16 protein-coding genes and 1 other annotated feature are annotated in these 18,350 nt (G+C 43.7%); all 16 genes read right to left on the reverse strand.

Going from position 1 to position 18,350, the window contains the following annotated elements; genetic code table 11:
• Positions 1-2: 2 nt before the first annotated feature.
• The 16 genes from rplW to rplK all read right to left on the reverse strand — a co-directional run bounded on the left by rplW (position 3) and on the right by rplK (position 18,311).
• Positions 3-293, reverse strand: coding sequence for a 50S ribosomal protein L23 (gene rplW, locus N8M93_RS21360; RefSeq protein ID WP_221569187.1), 291 nt, complete (start codon positions 291-293; stop codon positions 3-5).
• Positions 293-916: a 50S ribosomal protein L4 gene (rplD, locus tag N8M93_RS21365; RefSeq protein ID WP_261134667.1), complete on the reverse strand. Its 624-nt coding sequence runs from the start codon at positions 914-916 to the stop codon at positions 293-295. The genes rplW and rplD overlap by 1 nt, the downstream gene beginning before the upstream one ends.
• Before the next feature lie 17 nt (positions 917-933).
• Complete coding sequence (gene rplC, locus N8M93_RS21370) at positions 934-1,572, reverse strand: 50S ribosomal protein L3 (RefSeq protein ID WP_261134668.1); 639 nt, start codon at positions 1,570-1,572, stop codon at positions 934-936.
• 38 nt (positions 1,573-1,610) lie between these two features.
• Positions 1,611-1,919: a 30S ribosomal protein S10 gene (rpsJ, locus tag N8M93_RS21375; RefSeq protein WP_221569190.1), complete on the reverse strand. Its 309-nt coding sequence runs from the start codon at positions 1,917-1,919 to the stop codon at positions 1,611-1,613.
• A gap of 706 nt (positions 1,920-2,625) precedes the next feature.
• Positions 2,626-3,816, reverse strand: coding sequence for an elongation factor Tu (gene tuf / locus N8M93_RS21380; RefSeq protein WP_261134670.1), 1,191 nt, complete (start codon positions 3,814-3,816; stop codon positions 2,626-2,628).
• A 119-nt stretch (positions 3,817-3,935) separates the two neighbouring features.
• Positions 3,936-6,020 (reverse strand): elongation factor G, encoded by a 2,085-nt coding sequence (gene fusA / locus N8M93_RS21385; RefSeq protein ID WP_261134671.1) that lies wholly within the window; start codon positions 6,018-6,020, stop codon positions 3,936-3,938.
• A 53-nt stretch (positions 6,021-6,073) separates the two neighbouring features.
• On the reverse strand, positions 6,074-6,544 hold the full coding sequence (gene rpsG, locus N8M93_RS21390) for a 30S ribosomal protein S7 (protein WP_221569193.1): 471 nt from the start codon (positions 6,542-6,544) through the stop codon (positions 6,074-6,076).
• A gap of 95 nt (positions 6,545-6,639) precedes the next feature.
• A complete protein-coding gene (gene rpsL / locus N8M93_RS21395; RefSeq protein WP_221569194.1) occupies positions 6,640-7,062 on the reverse strand; it encodes a 30S ribosomal protein S12 in 423 nt (140 codons plus the stop codon).
• A gap of 111 nt (positions 7,063-7,173) precedes the next feature.
• The gene (locus tag N8M93_RS21400) at positions 7,174-7,422 is read right to left on the reverse strand and encodes a 50S ribosomal protein L7ae-like protein (protein WP_261134672.1); all 249 of its coding nucleotides are present in this window, start codon (positions 7,420-7,422) and stop codon (positions 7,174-7,176) included.
• Positions 7,423-7,508: 86 nt separating this feature from the next.
• Complete coding sequence (gene rpoC, locus N8M93_RS21405; protein WP_261134673.1) at positions 7,509-11,132, reverse strand: DNA-directed RNA polymerase subunit beta'; 3,624 nt, start codon at positions 11,130-11,132, stop codon at positions 7,509-7,511.
• Positions 11,133-11,167: 35 nt separating this feature from the next.
• Complete coding sequence (gene rpoB / locus N8M93_RS21410) at positions 11,168-14,710, reverse strand: DNA-directed RNA polymerase subunit beta (RefSeq protein WP_261134674.1); 3,543 nt, start codon at positions 14,708-14,710, stop codon at positions 11,168-11,170.
• Between the two features lie 450 nt (positions 14,711-15,160).
• On the reverse strand, positions 15,161-15,763 hold the full coding sequence (locus N8M93_RS21415; RefSeq protein ID WP_261134675.1) for a class I SAM-dependent methyltransferase: 603 nt from the start codon (positions 15,761-15,763) through the stop codon (positions 15,161-15,163).
• Positions 15,764-15,927: 164 nt separating this feature from the next.
• On the reverse strand, positions 15,928-16,290 hold the full coding sequence (gene rplL, locus N8M93_RS21420) for a 50S ribosomal protein L7/L12 (protein WP_221569199.1): 363 nt from the start codon (positions 16,288-16,290) through the stop codon (positions 15,928-15,930).
• Between the two features lie 65 nt (positions 16,291-16,355).
• Positions 16,356-16,853: a 50S ribosomal protein L10 gene (rplJ, locus tag N8M93_RS21425; protein ID WP_261134676.1), complete on the reverse strand. Its 498-nt coding sequence runs from the start codon at positions 16,851-16,853 to the stop codon at positions 16,356-16,358.
• 39 nt (positions 16,854-16,892) lie between these two features.
• Positions 16,893-17,036: a sequence feature (ribosomal protein L10 leader region), on the reverse strand.
• A gap of 41 nt (positions 17,037-17,077) precedes the next feature.
• Entirely contained in the window at positions 17,078-17,776 is a 699-nt protein-coding gene (gene rplA / locus N8M93_RS21430) for a 50S ribosomal protein L1 (protein ID WP_261134677.1), read from the reverse strand.
• Between the two features lie 109 nt (positions 17,777-17,885).
• Positions 17,886-18,311, reverse strand: a complete 426-nt coding sequence (gene rplK / locus N8M93_RS21435) for a 50S ribosomal protein L11 (RefSeq protein WP_221569202.1) — start codon at positions 18,309-18,311, stop codon at positions 17,886-17,888.
• Between the last annotated feature and the right edge of the window lie 39 nt (positions 18,312-18,350).

The raw sequence follows: 18,350 nt of genomic DNA on the forward strand, positions 1-18,350 counted from the left end.
GTTTATACTCCTTCGAAGAAATCGAGTTCTTTACTATCAGATGTCAACTGCACAATCGCTTTTTTGCGTTTAGCAGTGTATCCGAAGTAACGACCTACGCGTTTCTTCTTCCCTTTGTAATTTTGTGTGTTTACATTTTCGACTTTGACACCGAAAATCTCTTCTACCGCGTCTTTAATCTGAGTTTTGTTAGCACGAGGATCTACCTCAAACGTGTATTTTCCATCACCCATGATTTCTGTAGTACGTTCAGTGATAACGGGGCGCTTAATGATTTCACGTGCGTCTGCCATTATGCGAGCACCTCCTCTACCTTTTCTACAGCATCTTTCGTCATGAATAATTTATCGTGGTTCAGCACATCCAACACGTTCACTCCATCAGCGGTTACGATTGTAACTCCAGGGAGATTACGAGCGGATAAAGCTGCAAATTCATTATAATCACCAGTAACGACAAGTGCTTTTGCTTCTGAAGAGAAGTTTGCTAATAAAGCAGCCATCTCTTTTGTCTTTGGTGCTTCGAACTTAAGCTCATCTAATACGACCACATTGTTATCTTGCACTTTAGAAGAAAGTGCAGATTTGATCGCTAAGCGACGTACTTTCTTTGGAAGTTTGTAGCTGTAGCTTCTTGGTGTCGGTCCGAATACGACTCCACCGCCTACCCATTGTGGAGAACGAATGGATCCTTGACGAGCACGTCCTGTACCTTTTTGACGCCAAGGTTTACGTCCGCCGCCTCTTACCGCGGAACGGTTTTTTACAGCGTGAGTTCCTTGACGAGTTGATGATTGTTGCATGACAACCGCATCAAAAAGTACGTTTTCATTTGGTTCAATTCCAAATACATTGTCATTTAATTCGATATCTCCGATTTCAGAACCGGATTGGTTATAAAGCGTTACTTTTGGCACCGGTGTATCCTCCTTTCTTACTTAGCTTCTTTAGCCTTGACTGCAGATTCTACTGTAACGTAGCTCTTTTTCGCACCAGGTACGTTACCTTTGATCAAAAGTAGGTTGCGCTCAGCGTCAACTCTAGCAATTTCAAGGTTTTGTACAGTAACTGTGTTTCCACCCATACGTCCAGGAAGTTTCTTTCCTTTGAATACGTGCATAGGATCAACAGCTCCCATTGAACCAGGGCGACGGTGGTAACGTGAACCGTGAGTCATTGGTCCGCGTGATTGTCCGTGGCGCTTGATCGCACCTTGGAATCCTTTACCTTTTGATGTTCCAGTGACGTCGACTTTGTCGCCTTCCTGGAAAATATCTACTTTGACTTCCTGACCAACTTCATAGTCCGCTAACTCAACATTGCGAACCTCTTTAACGTAGCGCTTAGGGTTTGTGTTTGCTTTTTCAGCATGGCCCTTTGCAGGTTTGTTAGTACGAGATCCTTTCTTGTCAGCATAACCGATTTGGATTGCCTCGTAGCCGTCGTTTTCAGCTGTCTTCTTTTGTAGAACAACGTTTGGAGCAGCTTCGACAACAGTTACAGGAATTACCTCACCGTTTTCTGCAAAAATTTGAGTCATACCGATCTTCTTACCTAAGATTCCTTTGGTCATTCGTCACACCTCCTAATATATCCTTATGATTTTTGTTTTTATAGCTTGATTTCGATGTCTACGCCAGATGGTAGATCCAAACGCATTAGTGAATCGACCGTTTGTGGCGTTGGCTCGATAATGTCGATCAAACGCTTATGTGTGCGCATTTCAAACTGTTCACGAGAATCTTTGTACTTGTGAACCGCACGCAAGATAGTGTATACAGACTTTTCAGTTGGCAACGGGATTGGTCCCGATACCTTCGCACCAGATCTCTTAGCAGTTTCAACAATCTTTTCACCAGACTGATCCAAGATACGGTGATCATAAGCCTTTAAACGAATACGAATCTTTTGCTTTGCCATTATTTCCCCTCCTTCTCGTCCATTGATATAGACAATTCTCAGTAGAAATTTACCGAACGTTCCCGCCATGGCAAAGGGGCCGGGTGTGTCCGCAACCTTCTACTTCATCGCAAAATGATGGCCAACATTACAGATTATACTAGAGTCGCAAGGGTTTTGCAAGCAACTTTAGTGCATGTAAGTATTCAGCCACACTTGAACTATTATAATGGTTCTGCCTATGATTTGCAAGGAATTTTTGAATAGAATCGAAATTTGTTGGGGACGGGATTTTTATTTGAAGTCCTTCGATCCTTATTACGGAATAAAAAATGGCGATGGACTTTTCAGATCCAGGAAATCAAGCTGTTTCAATGCAGGACTGACGATCGTCAGTCTTCTATTTTGGAATTATGTTGTTTTTAGACTTATTCGGAACGTTTTAGACTGCTTTGAGAATTTTTAGACATAGAGGATCAATTTTTAGACATATTTTTAAAATTTTTAGATTTATGTCCTGGCTTTTAGAATTGAATCAGTGATATGGTATTACGTTTTTCATTTATCTCTACAACTTCATAGTGAAACGCCTCAAATTTAAAATTATCTCTACAACTCAGAAATTATCTCTACAACTTGGGAATTTCCTCTACAACGCAAAATTTATCTCTACAACACAAGAAAAGCACCCCGCAAAATACGGAGTGCTCTGAATCTTAACTAGCGATTATTCAACGATAGTTGATACTACTCCAGCACCTACAGTACGTCCACCCTCACGGATAGAGAACTTTGTGCCGTCTTCGATCGCGATTGGAGCGATCAATTCTACAGTCATTTCGATGTTGTCTCCAGGCATAACCATTTCAGTTCCTTCTGGAAGACCGATTGTTCCAGTTACGTCCGTAGTACGGAAGTAGAACTGTGGACGGTAGTTAGCGAAGAATGGAGTGTGACGTCCACCTTCTTCTTTAGATAGAACATAAACTTCAGCTTTGAACTTAGTGTGAGCTTTAACAGTTCCAGGTTGAACAAGAACTTGTCCACGCTCGATGTCGTCACGGGAAACACCACGAAGTAGTGCACCGATGTTGTCTCCAGCTTCTGCATAGTCAAGAAGCTTACGGAACATTTCTACACCTGTAACAGTCGTTTTCTTCGGCTCTTCAGTCAAACCAAGGATTTCGATTTCGTCTCCAACTTTAACTTTACCACGCTCAACACGGCCAGTCGCAACTGTTCCACGACCAGTGATTGAGAATACGTCCTCAACAGGCATCATGAATGGCTTGTCGTGGTCACGTTCTGGAGTTGGGATGTACTCATCGACTGCTGCCATAAGTTCGAAGATTTTCTCTTCCCACTCAGCGTCTCCTTCAAGAGCTTTAAGAGCAGAACCTTTGATTACTGGTACATCGTCACCAGGGAAGTCGTATTCAGAAAGAAGGTCACGTACTTCCATTTCTACTAGTTCAAGTAGTTCTTCATCGTCTACCATGTCACACTTGTTCATGAATACAACAAGGTAAGGTACACCTACTTGACGAGAAAGCAGAATGTGCTCACGAGTTTGTGGCATTGGGCCGTCAGCAGCAGAAACAACAAGGATTCCGCCGTCCATTTGTGCCGCACCAGTGATCATGTTCTTAACGTAGTCTGCGTGTCCTGGGCAGTCAACGTGTGCATAGTGACGGTTGTCAGTTTCGTACTCAACGTGTGCAGTAGCGATTGTAATTCCACGCTCACGCTCTTCTGGAGCACCATCGATTTGGTCGTATGCACGAGCTTCACCTTTACCAGACTTCTTGTGAAGTACTGTAGTGATTGCTGCAGTTAGTGTAGTTTTACCATGGTCAACGTGTCCAATTGTACCAATGTTAACGTGGTCTTTGGAACGATCAAATTTTTCTTTACCCATGAGTATGTTCCTCCTTTAAATATAAAAGATAGTTGTTTTTTTATTTGTAAGATAGGCGAATAATGCTTCACCTATCTTAGCTTACAATAAATGTACTTTCTTGTACAAGTCGTAAACGATTATTGACCGCTTACTTTTTTGATGATTTCTTCTGAAATGGACTTTGGTACTTCTTCGTACTTTTCGAAGTGCATCGTGTACGTTCCGCGACCTTGCGTTCTAGAGCGTAGTGTAGTCGCATAACCGAACATTTCAGATAGAGGTACCATTGCACGGATAACTTGAGCGTTACCGCGAGCTTCCATACCTTCAACTCTACCACGGCGAGATGTTACATCTCCCATGATATCTCCCATGTATTCTTCAGGCACAACGACTTCAACTTTCATCATCGGCTCAAGAAGTACTGGTTTACAATATTGCTTAGCGTTTTTCAATGCCATGGATCCGGCAATTTTAAACGCCATTTCGTTTGAGTCGACATCGTGGTAAGAACCATCGTAGATTCTTGCTTTAAGGTCAATTACAGGGTAACCTGCGATCATACCGTTCTGCATAGCTTCTTCGATTCCGTTTTGTACCGCTGGAATGTATTCACGTGGTACAACCCCACCGACGATCTTGTTCTCAAATTCGAATCCTGCGCCTTCTTCGTTTGGTTCGAATTCAATCCAAACGTGTCCGTATTGCCCACGACCACCTGATTGACGTACGAACTTACCTTCAACCTTCGCGCCTTGGCGGATGGTTTCACGGTAAGCAACTTGAGGTGCACCTACATTCGCTTCAACTTTGAACTCACGACGCATACGGTCAACGATGATGTCAAGGTGAAGTTCACCCATTCCAGAAATGATCGTTTGTCCAGTTTCTTGGTTCGTTTCAGTTTTGAATGTTGGGTCCTCTTCTGCTAATTTAGCAAGAGCGATCGCCATTTTGTCCTGGTCAGCCTTAGACTTAGGCTCAACAGACAATGAAATAACCGGCTCTGGGAAGTCCATTGATTCAAGGATGACTGAGTCATTCTCGGCACAAAGAGTGTCACCAGTAGATGTATCCTTCAATCCAACTGCAGCAGCGATATCCCCTGCATATACAGTTGAGATCTCCTCACGAGAGTTTGCATGCATCTGCAGGATACGTCCTACACGTTCACGCTTATCCTTCGTAGAGTTTTTGATGTATGATCCAGAGTCAAGTGTCCCTGAGTACACACGGAAGAATGTCAATTTTCCAACGTAAGGATCCGTCATAACCTTAAATGCTAAGGCAGAGAATGGACCATTATCGTCTGCTTCACGTGTAACTTCCTTCTCTTCATCACCTTCTGGGATGAAACCTTTGATTGGAGGTACATCTAATGGAGATGGTAAGTAGTCAAGTGTAGCATCCAATACAAGTTGAACACCTTTGTTCTTAAATGCAGATCCGCATAGAACCGGGTAGAATTCAACATCTACTGTACCTTTACGGATGCCGGCTTTCAGTTCTTCAACTGTAAGCTCTTCACCTTCTAAATACTTCATCATCAGGTCTTCGTCTAATTCAGCTACTGCTTCAACAAGCTTTCCGTGATATTCTTCAGCGAGTTCTTTGTACTCATCTGGAATCTCACCTGCTTGCGTACGAGTGCCTAGATCATCTTCATAGAAATAAGCCTTCATTTCTACAAGGTCGATGATGCCTTCGAAGTTATCCTCTGCTCCGATTGGAAGCTGGATTGCATGTGCGTTAGCACCCAGGCGTTCACGAAGTGTTCCAAGGGAGTAGAGGAAATCTGCTCCGATTTTGTCCATCTTGTTGATGAACACGATACGTGGTACATGGTATGTTGTCGCTTGACGCCATACTGTTTCTGTTTGTGGTTCAACTCCGGATTGAGCATCAAGAACCGCTACCGCTCCATCTAATACACGTAGTGAACGTTCAACTTCAACAGTGAAGTCTACGTGTCCGGGTGTATCGATGATGTTGATACGGTGGTCTTTCCATTGAGCAGTTGTAGCAGCGGAAGTGATTGTGATTCCGCGCTCTTGTTCCTGCTCCATCCAGTCCATTTGTGAAGCTCCCTCATGAGTTTCACCAATTTTGTGGATACGTCCTGTATAGAATAAGATACGTTCTGTCGTAGTCGTCTTACCGGCATCAATGTGAGCCATGATCCCGATATTACGTGTATCTTTCAAGGAGAACTCTCTTGCCATAGGGTCTTTCTCCTTCCTTCGAATGTGATTGATAGTTTATTATTTCTTTGATCTTACCAACGATAGTGAGCGAATGCTTTGTTCGCTTCAGCCATCTTGTGCATGTCTTCACGCTTCTTGACAGAAGCACCAGTGTTGTTAGCTGCATCCATGATTTCGTATGCTAGTCTCTCTTCCATCGTTTTTTCTCCACGAAGACGAGAGTAGTTCACTAACCAACGAAGTCCAAGTGTCGAACGACGCTCAGGGCGTACTTCAACCGGTACTTGGTAGTTTGCACCACCAACACGACGAGCTCTTACTTCAAGAACTGGCATGATGTTCTTAAGTGCTTGGTCAAGTACTTCCATTGGATCCTGGTTTGTTTTCTCTTGTACGATGTTGAACGCATTATATAAGATCGTTTGCGCTACACCTCTTTTTCCATCAACCATGATCTTGTTGATTAGGCGTGTCACAAGTTTAGATTTATAAATTGGATCTGGTAATACATCACGACGTTCTACAGGTCCTTTACGAGGCATGTAGTCCCCTCCTTTCAAAAGTTGTCAATATTTTCGAGTGTTCAAAAGTGGCACAGTTGCCGTTCATCATTCGATGAATTTTGAACTACCTTATATTATTTCTTTTCATCTTTAGGCTTCTTCGTTCCATACTTAGAACGACCTTGTCTACGGTCATTGACTCCAGCAGTATCAAGTGCACCACGAACGATGTGGTACCGTACCCCTGGTAAGTCCTTTACACGACCTCCACGGATAAGTACAACACTGTGTTCTTGTAGGTTGTGACCAATTCCAGGGATGTAAGCTGTAACTTCAATCTGGTTAGTCAAACGAACACGCGCGTACTTACGAAGTGCAGAGTTCGGCTTCTTAGGTGTCATTGTACCAACACGTGTACAAACACCGCGTTTTTGCGGAGAAGAAAGATCAGTGTTTACTTTCTTGAAGCTATTGTAGCCTTTGTTAAGTGCTGGAGAGTCGGATTTCTTACCTTTTGAATGACGACCTTTACGTACCAATTGGTTAATAGTAGGCATTTTATATCCTCCCTTCTAATACTTGTATTCCTAGCCCACACATCCAGGTGGTTCATTTTTGGACAAAATAAAGTTTTTGCGCAGGGCTAAAGAGCCCTGGCAAAAACAATTTTATCCTATTATCGCAACCGTTGCAGCACCAACGTCAATTCCGCAAGCTTTTCCGAGCTTTTTCATAGAGTCGACGTTTGTGACAGGAACGCTTTTTTCTTTTGCGATGTGAACGACTTTATTCGTTACACGCTGATCTGCATCATTTGCAACGATTAGCTCTTTCACTTCCCCATTCTGAAGGGCTTTTATTGTTTGCTTCGTGCCAACAATAAAATTGGTTGCCTGCGTCACTTTTTCATAAGACATTTGTTTTTATATCCTCCAAAGCAACAGGTTTATATGAAAGCACTCCGTTATATTATCAGAGTTGAAAAATGTTGTCAACAATACAATTAATCTTGTGTGACTAATTCTTCTGTGGCAACAGATTCTTCAGTTGCTTCCAACTCGGTCTCTTCTCCAACTGGAACGATGCTGCGGTAACGCGACATTCCTGTTCCTGCTGGTACAAGCTTACCGATGATGACATTCTCTTTCAGTCCAAGCAACTCATCACGCTTACCTTTGATCGCTGCATCAGTCAGGACACGTGTTGTTTCCTGGAAGGAGGCTGCAGATAAGAATGACTCGGTTTCAAGAGATGCTTTCGTGATACCAAGTAAGATCGGTCGTCCTGTAGCTGGTTGACCGCCTTCTAACAAGACTTGCGTATTGACATCTGTGAATTGGTTGATATCGATAAGCGATCCTGGTAAGACGTTTGTATCTCCAGCTTCAATGACACGAACTTTCCGCATCATTTGACGAACCATCACCTCTACGTGCTTATCACCGATTTCTACCCCTTGCATACGGTAAACCTTCTGTACTTCACGAAGCAGATAATTTTGGACTGCATCGACACCTGAAACCTTCATCAGTTCTTTCGGATCGATTGAACCTTCTGTCAGTTCTTGGCCGGCAACAATCGTATCATCTACTTTCACCTTGATACGTGCACCATAAGGGATGGTGTACGAACGGCTCTCCACTTCACCTTGTACTGTGATTTCACGTTTATCGCGAACTTCATTGATCGCTGTAACCGTGCCATCAAGCTCAGAAATGACCGCTTGACCTTTCGGGTTACGCGCTTCAAACAATTCTTGGATACGAGGCAGACCTTGTGTGATATCGTCTCCTGCAACTCCACCTGTATGGAATGTACGCATTGTAAGCTGGGTTCCCGGCTCACCGATTGATTGAGCTGCGATGATCCCGACAGCCTCTCCTACTTCAACTTCAGTACCTGTAGCAAGGTTGCGTCCATAACACAAGTTACACACACCGTGGCGAGTGTTACATGTAAATGCAGAACGGATGACCACTTCTTCAATTCCAAGGTCGATGATTTCTTTCGCAATGTCTTCTGTAATCAATTCGTTACGTCCGACAATGACAGAATCATTTTCAGGGTGATGGATCGTCTTGAATGCTACACGACCAATCAATCTTTCATCGAGCGGTTCGATGACTTCATTTCCTTCTTTAATCGCTTTGACGGTCAGACCTCTATCTGTTCCGCAATCTTTTTCACGGACAATCACGTCTTGTGCAACGTCGACAAGACGACGAGTCAGATAACCAGAGTCAGCTGTCTTAAGTGCTGTATCCGCTAGACCTTTACGGGCACCATGCGTTGAAATGAAGTATTCAAGTACCGTCAGACCTTCACGGAAACTAGACTTGATCGGAAGTTCGATGATTTGACCAGCTGGGTTAGCCATCAATCCACGCATTCCAGCAAGCTGGGTGAAGTTTGATGCGTTACCACGGGCACCTGAATCACTCATCATGAAGATCGGGTTATACGGATCCAATGAAACCATCAGTTTTTCTTGGATGGCATCCTTCGCATTACTCCAGATGGAGATGACACGATCATAACGCTCTTCTTCTGTGATGAGTCCTCGACGGAATTGCTGTAATACTTTTGTGACTTTCTCTTCAGCTTCCTCAAGGATCTCCTTCTTCTCAGAGAGGACGACGATGTCAGATACACCAACGGTAATACCTGCTTTTGTCGCGTATTTGAATCCAAGATCTTTCATTCGGTCAAGCATTCTAGAGGTTTCAGTGATTTTGAATCGTTTGAAGACCTCCGCAATGATCTTTCCTAAAATACCTTTCTTGAAAGGCGGAATCAATTCCCGCTTATCGAGTTCCTCATTCAAATCAACGGTTGGATCGATAAAGTACTTCTCTGGTGTTGCTACCTCCAGATTGTACTCGGTCGGTTCGTTGATATATGGGAATGACGGCGGCAAGATTTCGTTGAAAATCAATTTACCAATCGTCGTAACTAACAATTTACTGTTCTGCTCCTCAGTAAATGAACCTTTACCAAGTGCTTTCGCAGGAATTGCGACACGTGTATGAAGATGTACATAACCATTCTGGTATGCAGTTAGTGCTTCATTCGTGTCATTGACGATCATACCCTCTCCGATCGCACCTTTCCGTTCAAGCGTAAGGTAGTAATTCCCCAATACCATATCCTGAGACGGTGTAACAACCGGCTTTCCATCTTTCGGGTTCAGAATGTTTTGTGCTGCAAGCATCAAGATACGTGCTTCAGCTTGAGCTTCTGCTGACAATGGAACGTGAACCGCCATTTGGTCTCCATCAAAGTCCGCATTGTATGCTGTACATACGAGCGGGTGAAGGCGAATCGCACGGCCTTCAACCAATGTTGGTTCGAATGCCTGGATTCCCAAACGGTGAAGTGTAGGTGCACGGTTCAGCAGAACTGGGTGTTCTTTAATGACTTCTTCAAGTACATCCCATACTTCAGGTTGAACGCGCTCAACTTTACGCTTCGCACTCTTGATGTTATGAGCAAGGCCTTTGTTGACCAACTCTTTCATGACAAACGGTTTGAATAGTTCCAGTGCCATCTCTTTCGGAAGACCACACTGATACATTTTCAAGTTAGGACCTACAACGATAACGGAACGACCAGAATAGTCGACACGCTTACCAAGCAGGTTTTGACGGAAACGACCTTGTTTACCCTTCAACATATGGGAGAGGGACTTCAACGGACGGTTTCCTGGTCCTGTGACCGGTCTGCCGCGTCGTCCATTATCAATCAATGCATCCACAGCTTCTTGCAGCATACGCTTCTCGTTTTGGACGATGATATTCGGTGCACCAAGATCCAATAGACGCTTCAGGCGGTTGTTACGGTTGATTACCCGACGATATAAGTCGTTAAGGTCTGATGTCGCAAAACGACCGCCATCCAATTGGACCATAGGACGTAGTTCCGGCGGAATGACCGGAAGCACTTCGAGAATCATCCATGAAGTAAGGTTTCCTGAGTGGCGGAATGCCTCCAATACTTCAAGTCTTTTGATTGCTCGGGTACGTCTTTGTCCTTGTGCAGTTTTGAGTTCTTCTTTCAATACTGCTACTTCTTTATCAAGGTCGATATCCTCTAGAAGTTTCTTGATGGATTCAGCACCCATTTGCGCAGTGAATCCTTGACCATACTTTTCACGGTATGAGCGGTATTCTTTCTCGGATAAAAGTTGTTTCTTCTCAAGTGGTGTTTCACCTGGCTCCGTCACTACCCAAGAAGCAAAATAAATCACTTCTTCAAGAGCTCTAGGAGACATATCAAGCACAAGGCCCATTCTGCTCGGAATGCCTTTGAAGTACCAGATATGAGAAACTGGTGCAGCAAGTTCGATATGTCCCATGCGTTCACGTCGAACTTTTGCACGTGTGACTTCTACACCACAGCGGTCACAAACGACGCCCTTATAGCGGACGCGCTTGTATTTACCACAGTGACACTCCCAGTCCTTTTGCGGACCGAAAATTCTTTCACAGAATAGCCCATCTTTTTCAGGCTTCAATGTACGGTAGTTAATCGTTTCTGGTTTCTTGACTTCACCGCGAGACCAAGAGCGGATCTTATCAGGTGAAGCAAGACCTATTTTCATATACTCAAAGTTATTTACATCGATCAAGGGGTCTACCTCCCTTATGATATGCTGCTATACCCTTATTCACCGACGGATTGGGTTTCTACGTTCAAGTTCAATTTATCGTTAGAGCTTTCCTCTTCATCATCCAGTTCACGCATCTCGATTTCCTGTTCGTCGCTCGTAAGCATCTTGACATCCATTCCAAGACTCTGAAGTTCTTTGATCAATACTTTAAAGGACTCCGGAACACCTGGTTCAGGAACGTTTTCGCCTTTGACGATCGCTTCATACGTCTTCACACGGCCGACAACATCATCAGACTTGACTGTGAGGATCTCTTGGAGCGTGTAGGCTGCACCGTATGCTTCAAGCGCCCAAACCTCCATCTCACCGAAACGCTGTCCACCGAACTGGGCTTTACCACCTAGCGGTTGCTGGGTTACGAGTGAGTATGGCCCTGTAGAACGGGCATGTAGCTTATCATCTACCATGTGAGCCAGCTTGATCATATACATGACCCCGACAGAAATACGGTTATCAAACGGTTCACCTGTTCGACCGTCAAATAGAACTGTCTTACCGTCTCTTGATAGACCTGCTTCATCGAGCGTTTCCCAAACGTCTTCTTCACGCGCACCATCGAATACTGGTGTTGCCATATGAAGTTTCAGTTCTCTCGCTGCCATACCGAGATGAAGCTCTAATACCTGACCAATATTCATACGAGATGGTACCCCTAGAGGGTTCAGCATGATATCGATCGGTGTACCGTCAGGCAAGTACGGCATATCTTCTTCAGGTAAAATCCTGGAGATAACACCTTTGTTACCGTGACGCCCTGCCATCTTATCTCCTTCATGAATCTTCCGCTTCTGTACGATGTATGCACGTACTAGCTGGTTGACTCCTGGAGGAAGTTCATCGCCATCTTCACGGTTGAAGACTTTCACATCATGGACGATCCCATCGCCACCGTGAGGTACACGAAGTGATGTATCACGGACTTCACGAGCTTTTTCACCGAAGATCGCATGTAAGAGACGTTCTTCTGCTGTCAGTTCAGTTACACCTTTAGGCGTTACTTTACCGACCAGGATATCCCCGTCTTTCACTTCAGCACCAACACGGATGATTCCGCGTTCGTCCAAGTTTTTAAGCGCATCTTCACCAACGTTCGGAATATCACGTGTGATTTCTTCTGGTCCAAGCTTCGTATCTCGTGCTTCTGATTCATACTCTTCAATATGGATCGAAGTATAGACATCATCTTTCACCAGACGTTCACTCATGATGACGGCATCCTCGTAGTTATATCCGTCCCATGTCATGAATCCGACGAGTACGTTTCGTCCTAGAGCAAGTTCACCAACTTCCATCGAAGGACCATCTGCGAGGATTTCCCCTTTGGTCACCCGGTCCCCTTGACTGACGATCGGACGTTGGTTGTAACAAGTTCCCTGGTTTGATCGGACGAATTTCATCAAGTTATAACGGTCCAAATCACCTTTTATTTCTTTACCGTCGACTGTTTCAATACGACGAACATATACACGAGCGGCAGATACCTTCTCGACAATACCTTCGTGTTTACAAATGACAGCAGCACCAGAGTCTTTTGCAGAAACGTGTTCCATTCCTGTTCCAACGATCGGTGACTCAGGGACCATCAATGGTACAGCTTGCCGCTGCATGTTCGCACCCATCAATGCACGGTTGGAGTCATCGTTTTCTAAGAACGGAATACAAGCAGTAGCTGCTGAAACGACCTGTTTAGGTGAAACGTCCATGTAATCGATTTTGTCACGTTTTGCAATCGTGTTCTGGTCACGATAACGTGCGATGACCTCTTCATCGATAAATGATCCGTCTTCTGCAAGCTTTGCGTTCGCCTGTGCAACCACGTAATTATCTTGTTCATCTGCCGTCAAGTAATCGATCTGAGCCGTCACTTTCCCTGTTTCAGGATCGACACGTCGATAAGGCGTTTCGATAAATCCGTATTCATTGACCTTCGCATAGCTAGATAGCGAGTTGATCAATCCGATGTTCGGACCTTCAGGCGTTTCGATCGGACACATACGGCCATAGTGGGAGTAGTGGACGTCACGAACTTCGAATCCAGCACGTTCACGCGTCAAACCACCGGGTCCAAGTGCAGATAAACGACGTTTATGAGTAAGCTCTGCCAACGGATTCGTCTGATCCATGAATTGAGAGAGCTGTGAGCTTCCGAAGAACTCTTTGATTGATGCAATTACCGGTCTGATATTGATCAGTGCTTGCGGTGTGATCGAATTCGTATCTTGGATGGACATACGTTCACGGACAACACGCTCCATACGGGATAAACCGATACGGAATTGGTTTTGTAAAAGTTCTCCTACTGAACGAAGTCGACGATTACCAAGGTGATCGATATCATCTGTCAGACCTACACCATGCAGCAGGTTAAAGAAATAGTTGATGGAAGCAATGATGTCAGCCGGTGTAATGTTTTTGATGGAACGATCGATCTGACCGTTTCCAATCACATTGATCACCTGATCTTGCTCACCTTCAACCGGAGAGTATATTTTAATAGATTGAAGTCGAACTGGTTCATCTTCAATCACTCCACCTGCAGGTGTAACTTCTTTAAATGCTTCATCTTTTTCTAAAGCCGGCAGGATACGCTCGAGAAGACGGCGATCAAGAACCGTTCCTTCTTCTGCGATCACTTCGCCAGTTTCAGGATCCGCAATCGTTTCAGCTAAGCGCTGATTGAATAGACGGTTTTTAATATGAAGCTTTTTGTTAATCTTATAGCGTCCGACGTTTGCAAGATCATAACGCTTCGGATCAAAGAAACGGGACTCTAATAGACTTTTAGCATTATCTACTGTAGGGGGCTCTCCTGGACGTAAACGCTCATAAATTTCAAGAAGCGCTTTTTCTGTACCTTCTGTATTATCTTTTTCTAGTGAATTGCGAAGGTACTCATCTTCCCCTAGTAAATCGATGATTTCTTGATCAGAACCAAACCCTAATGCACGCAACAAGACCGTCACTGGTATTTTACGAGTACGGTCGATACGAACATGGACGACGTCTTTAGCATCTGTTTCAAGCTCTAACCATGCGCCCCGGTTTGGAATTACCGTAGCTGTGAAACCTCTCTTGCCGTTTTTGTCCAATTTTTGATTGTAATACACGCTCGGTGAACGAACGAGTTGTGAGACAATTACGCGTTCTGCTCCGTTGATGATGAAAGTACCTGTGTCCGTCATCAAAGGGAAATCTCCCATGAACACTTCTTGTTCCTTCACTTCACCTGTCTCTTTGTTAATCAGGCGTACCTTAACACGAAGCGGAGCGGCATAGGTAACGTCTCGCTCCTTGGACTCCTCTACAGAATACTTAGGCTCTCCTAAACTATAATCGATGAACTCAAGCACTAAGTTACCTGTGAAATCCTCAATTGGAGAAATGTCGTGGAACATCTCTCTCAAACCCTCATCAAGAAACCATTGATAGGAGGAAGTTTGGATTTCAATGAGGTTTGGAAGTTCCAAAACTTCATTAATTCTTGCATAGCTTCTCCGTTGGCGGTGGCGTCCAAACTGAATGAGTTGACCTGTCAACTGATTCACCCCTCAAATCCAGCATAGTATCGTCAAGCAACTAGTTATAATAACTAGAAAAACGAAGCAAACACCAATCTTTATATAGGTGGTTGCCAGTCGTCTCCTTCCAACCCTACCAGCGTCAGCAGAGAAAATCTAGCAGAAGCCGTTCGTAGAGTAAAAAGAAAACTTGGCTAATGCCAAGCTAAAATAGCGACAATAGCCTTTTCACCTAAAGGTAGATCCTAAAGGCTCTTGCACTTATACTTTGAAAGCAGAATTTTCACTTTCATAACGTGCAAAAAGAAAAAAAGGGTTATATAACCACATTTTTTCCAAATTAACAAATGATTATACTATTTTTCCCACACCAATTGAATTTTATGCAAATTTTGCGCTAAAAATTCAATTGGTGAAAATACACGTATCTTTGGCATTTTATAATATTACCATAGACCTAAATTCGAGTCAACACTTTTTCGAGCGAATAATAAAATACCCTTTTTTCCGCTCTACGACTTCGACTTCCCCGTAAATGGACTCTAGCTTTTCGATCGCTGATGGAGCTCCCTGTTTCTTTTGAATGACGATCCAAAGCTCTCCATCTTTCACCAGATGATCATAGGCCTGTTCAAATATCGCGTGAACAACGCTTTTTCCGGCCCGAATCGGCGGATTCGTAAGGATAGCATCGAAATCATTTTCTTTCACCTGCTCAAATAAGTTGCTCCGGTAGATGGTCACATTGTCTATTTGATTGCGTATCGCGTTCTTTTTCGCGAGCTCGATTGCCCGCTCGTTGATATCAACCATCGATATCGGCGTATCCGGATAGGCTGCCGCAAGGGACAATCCGATCGGACCATATCCGCAGCCCATATCTAAAATCCCGCCATCTGCATCCGGTCTTTCAAATGTTTCTATTAAAAGCCGGCTGCCGAAATCCACTTCTCTTTTTGAGAAAACGCCTGAATCTGAATAAAAACGGAAAGTGCGGTCCTTCAATGTAAACGACCAATCTTTCATATCGCTCTGTGAAACAGGTTTACTCGAATAATAATGATCTCCCATTTTGCCATCTCCTTAGATAAACTTACTATGATCGAAGGAAGTCCTAACATCTTGTATAACTCTTTGGTGCGCTAAATATACATGCCTATACACGTGTTGACTTCAGCAAGAAAAAAAGCCCGCGATTCACGCGAGCTTCTTTTGTAAGTCAATAAGGTTCAAGATTACTTAAGTTCGATTGTAGCTCCAACTTCTTCAAGCTTAGCTTTCATTTCTTCAGCTTCTTCTTTAGCTACGCCTTCTTTAAGTGGCTTTGGAGCTCCGTCTACTAGTTCTTTAGCATCTTTAAGTCCAAGACCTGTGATTTCACGAACTACCTTGATGACTTTGATCTTAGATGCTCCAGCGTTTTCAAGGACTACGTCAAATTCAGATTTTTCTTCAGCTCCGCCTTCAGCAGCGCCACCAGCAACAGCTACAGGTGCTGCAGCAGTTACTCCAAATTCTTCTTCGATTGCTTTAACTAGATCGTTAAGTTCTAGTACAGACATTTCTTTAATTGCATCAATGATTTGATCTTTACTCATTGTTGAATCCTCCTATTAGTTGTGTTTTAAATTAAATAAACGTTTCCGTTATTTTGAAATCCAGATTATGCACCTTGCTCTTCTTTTTGATCTGCAACAGCTTTCGTAGCCAACGCGAAGTTACGCATTGGTGCTTGAAGTACGCTAAGAAGCATAGAAAGAAGTCCTTCGCGTGATGGAAGTTCAGCAAGTGCTTTGATGTTCTCGACAGATGTGACCTGACCTTCGATTACACCAGTTTTGATTACTAACGCTTCGTGTTCTTTAGCGAAGTTGTTCAAAATCTTTGCTGGAGCAACAACCTCTTCCTCACTGAAAGCGATCGCTGTAGGTCCAACTAGTGATTCACTCAATCCGCCAAGCTCAGCTTCCTCAGCAGCACGGCGAGTCATCGTGTTTTTGTATACTTTGAAAGTGATACCAGCATCACGAAGTTGCTTACGCAATTCAGTTACTTCAGCAACATCCAGTCCGCGGTAATCTACAAAGATCGTAGCTTTACTATTACGAAGCTGATCTGCAATTGTTGAAACTAACTGTTTCTTTTGTTCAAGTACGCTCATTTTTACACCTCCTGTTTTTTCATACCGCAGTTGTTTACACAACCCATGAAAAAAGCCTTTATGTCTGTAGACATAAAGGCGTAGTGTCATAAAATCATAACGATGTATGAAATCAAACACACCTCGGCAGGAAATTAAGCGATTCCTCGCACCTACTGTCTACGGTATGACCTATTCAATTACCGATAGTTATTATATCTTGGGTGTATCTAAAAGTCAACAGCTTATTTTGTGCCAAAGCTATTCGGGCTGACTTTGATTCCAGGTCCCATCGTTGAAGCGATAGCAATGTTCTTGATGTAAGTTCCTTTAGCTGCAGCTGGCTTGACTTTGATCAACGTGTCGATGATTGTAGTCAAGTTTTCTACAAGCTTGTCATCTTCGAACGATACTTTACCGATTGGGCAGTGAACGTTACTTTGCTTGTCTACACGGTATTCAACCTTACCAGCTTTGATTTCTTGCACTGCTTTTTCAACTTCGAATGTTACTGTCCCTGTTTTCGGGTTCGGCATCAAGCCTTTAGGTCCTAATACGCGACCAAGCTTACCAACTTCACCCATCATGTCAGGTGTTGCAACGATTACGTCAAATTCGAACCAACCCTGGTTGATTTTGTTGATGTAATCAGCATCCCCTACATAATCAGCTCCAGCAGCTTCTGCTTCCTTCGCTTTATCACCTTTTGCAAAAACAAGAACACGTTGTGTTTTACCAGTTCCGTTCGGAAGTACAACTGCTCCACGAACTTGTTGGTCTGCTTTCTTAGGGTCAACCCCAAGACGAACAGCAACTTCTACAGTTTCGTCAAACTTAGCTGGAGCTGCTTTTTTCACAAGCTCGATCGCTTCGTTTGCACCATATTGATTGGAACGATCAACAAGCTTTGAAGCTTCTTGATACTTCTTTCCTTTTTTAGCCAATTTCTTTTCCTCCTTAAGTGTGGTTTTTACGGAATATCCTCCCACTTGTGCGCCAATTCAGCGCCATAAGAAAGGTTGCGAAGAACGCAACCTTATGTGCTATGCATGATTAGTCCTCAATTACAATACCCATACTGCGCGCAGTACCTTCTACCATACGCATGGCAGATTCTACGTTTGCAGCATTAAGGTCAGGCATTTTCGTCTCAGCGATCTCTTTTACCTTATCACGCTTAACCGTTGCAACCTTGTTACGGTTTGGTTCTCCAGAACCTGACTCGATACCTGCTGCTTTTTTCAATAATACTGCAGCCGGTGGAGTTTTCGTAATGAATGTAAATGAACGGTCTTCAAAAACCGTAATTTCAACCGGGATAATCATACCAGCTTGATCAGAAGTTCTTGCGTTGAATTCTTTACAGAATCCCATGATGTTAACACCTGCTTGACCTAAAGCCGGTCCTACTGGTGGTGCTGGGTTTGCTTTCCCTGCAGGAATTTGCAATTTCACTACCTTAATTACCTTTTTAGCCACGTGACACACCTCCTTAGTCCGTGATGTGGTATATTGGGC

This window comes from Bacillus sp. Marseille-Q3570, assembly GCF_946151055.1.
Classification (GTDB): Bacteria; Bacillota; Bacilli; order Bacillales; family Fictibacillaceae; genus Pseudalkalibacillus.

What these genes read in the sequence shown, in the direction of transcription:
- rplW (WP_221569187.1), bottom strand. Translation starts at nt 293, where the DNA reads ATGGCAGACGCACGTGAAATCATTAAGCGCCCCGTTATCACTGAACGT.
- rplC (WP_261134668.1), bottom strand. Translation starts at nt 1,572, where the DNA reads ATGACCAAAGGAATCTTAGGTAAGAAGATCGGTATGACTCAAATTTTT.
- rpsJ (WP_221569190.1), bottom strand. Translation starts at nt 1,919, where the DNA reads ATGGCAAAGCAAAAGATTCGTATTCGTTTAAAGGCTTATGATCACCGT.
- tuf (WP_261134670.1), bottom strand. Translation starts at nt 3,816, where the DNA reads ATGGGTAAAGAAAAATTTGATCGTTCCAAAGACCACGTTAACATTGGT.
- fusA (WP_261134671.1), bottom strand. Translation starts at nt 6,020, where the DNA reads ATGGCAAGAGAGTTCTCCTTGAAAGATACACGTAATATCGGGATCATG.
- rpsG (WP_221569193.1), bottom strand. Translation starts at nt 6,544, where the DNA reads ATGCCTCGTAAAGGACCTGTAGAACGTCGTGATGTATTACCAGATCCA.
- rpsL (WP_221569194.1), bottom strand. Translation starts at nt 7,062, where the DNA reads ATGCCTACTATTAACCAATTGGTACGTAAAGGTCGTCATTCAAAAGGT.
- N8M93_RS21400 (WP_261134672.1), bottom strand. Translation starts at nt 7,422, where the DNA reads ATGTCTTATGAAAAAGTGACGCAGGCAACCAATTTTATTGTTGGCACG.
- N8M93_RS21415 (WP_261134675.1), bottom strand. Translation starts at nt 15,763, where the DNA reads ATGGGAGATCATTATTATTCGAGTAAACCTGTTTCACAGAGCGATATG.
- rplL (WP_221569199.1), bottom strand. Translation starts at nt 16,290, where the DNA reads ATGAGTAAAGATCAAATCATTGATGCAATTAAAGAAATGTCTGTACTA.
- rplJ (WP_261134676.1), bottom strand. Translation starts at nt 16,853, where the DNA reads ATGAGCGTACTTGAACAAAAGAAACAGTTAGTTTCAACAATTGCAGAT.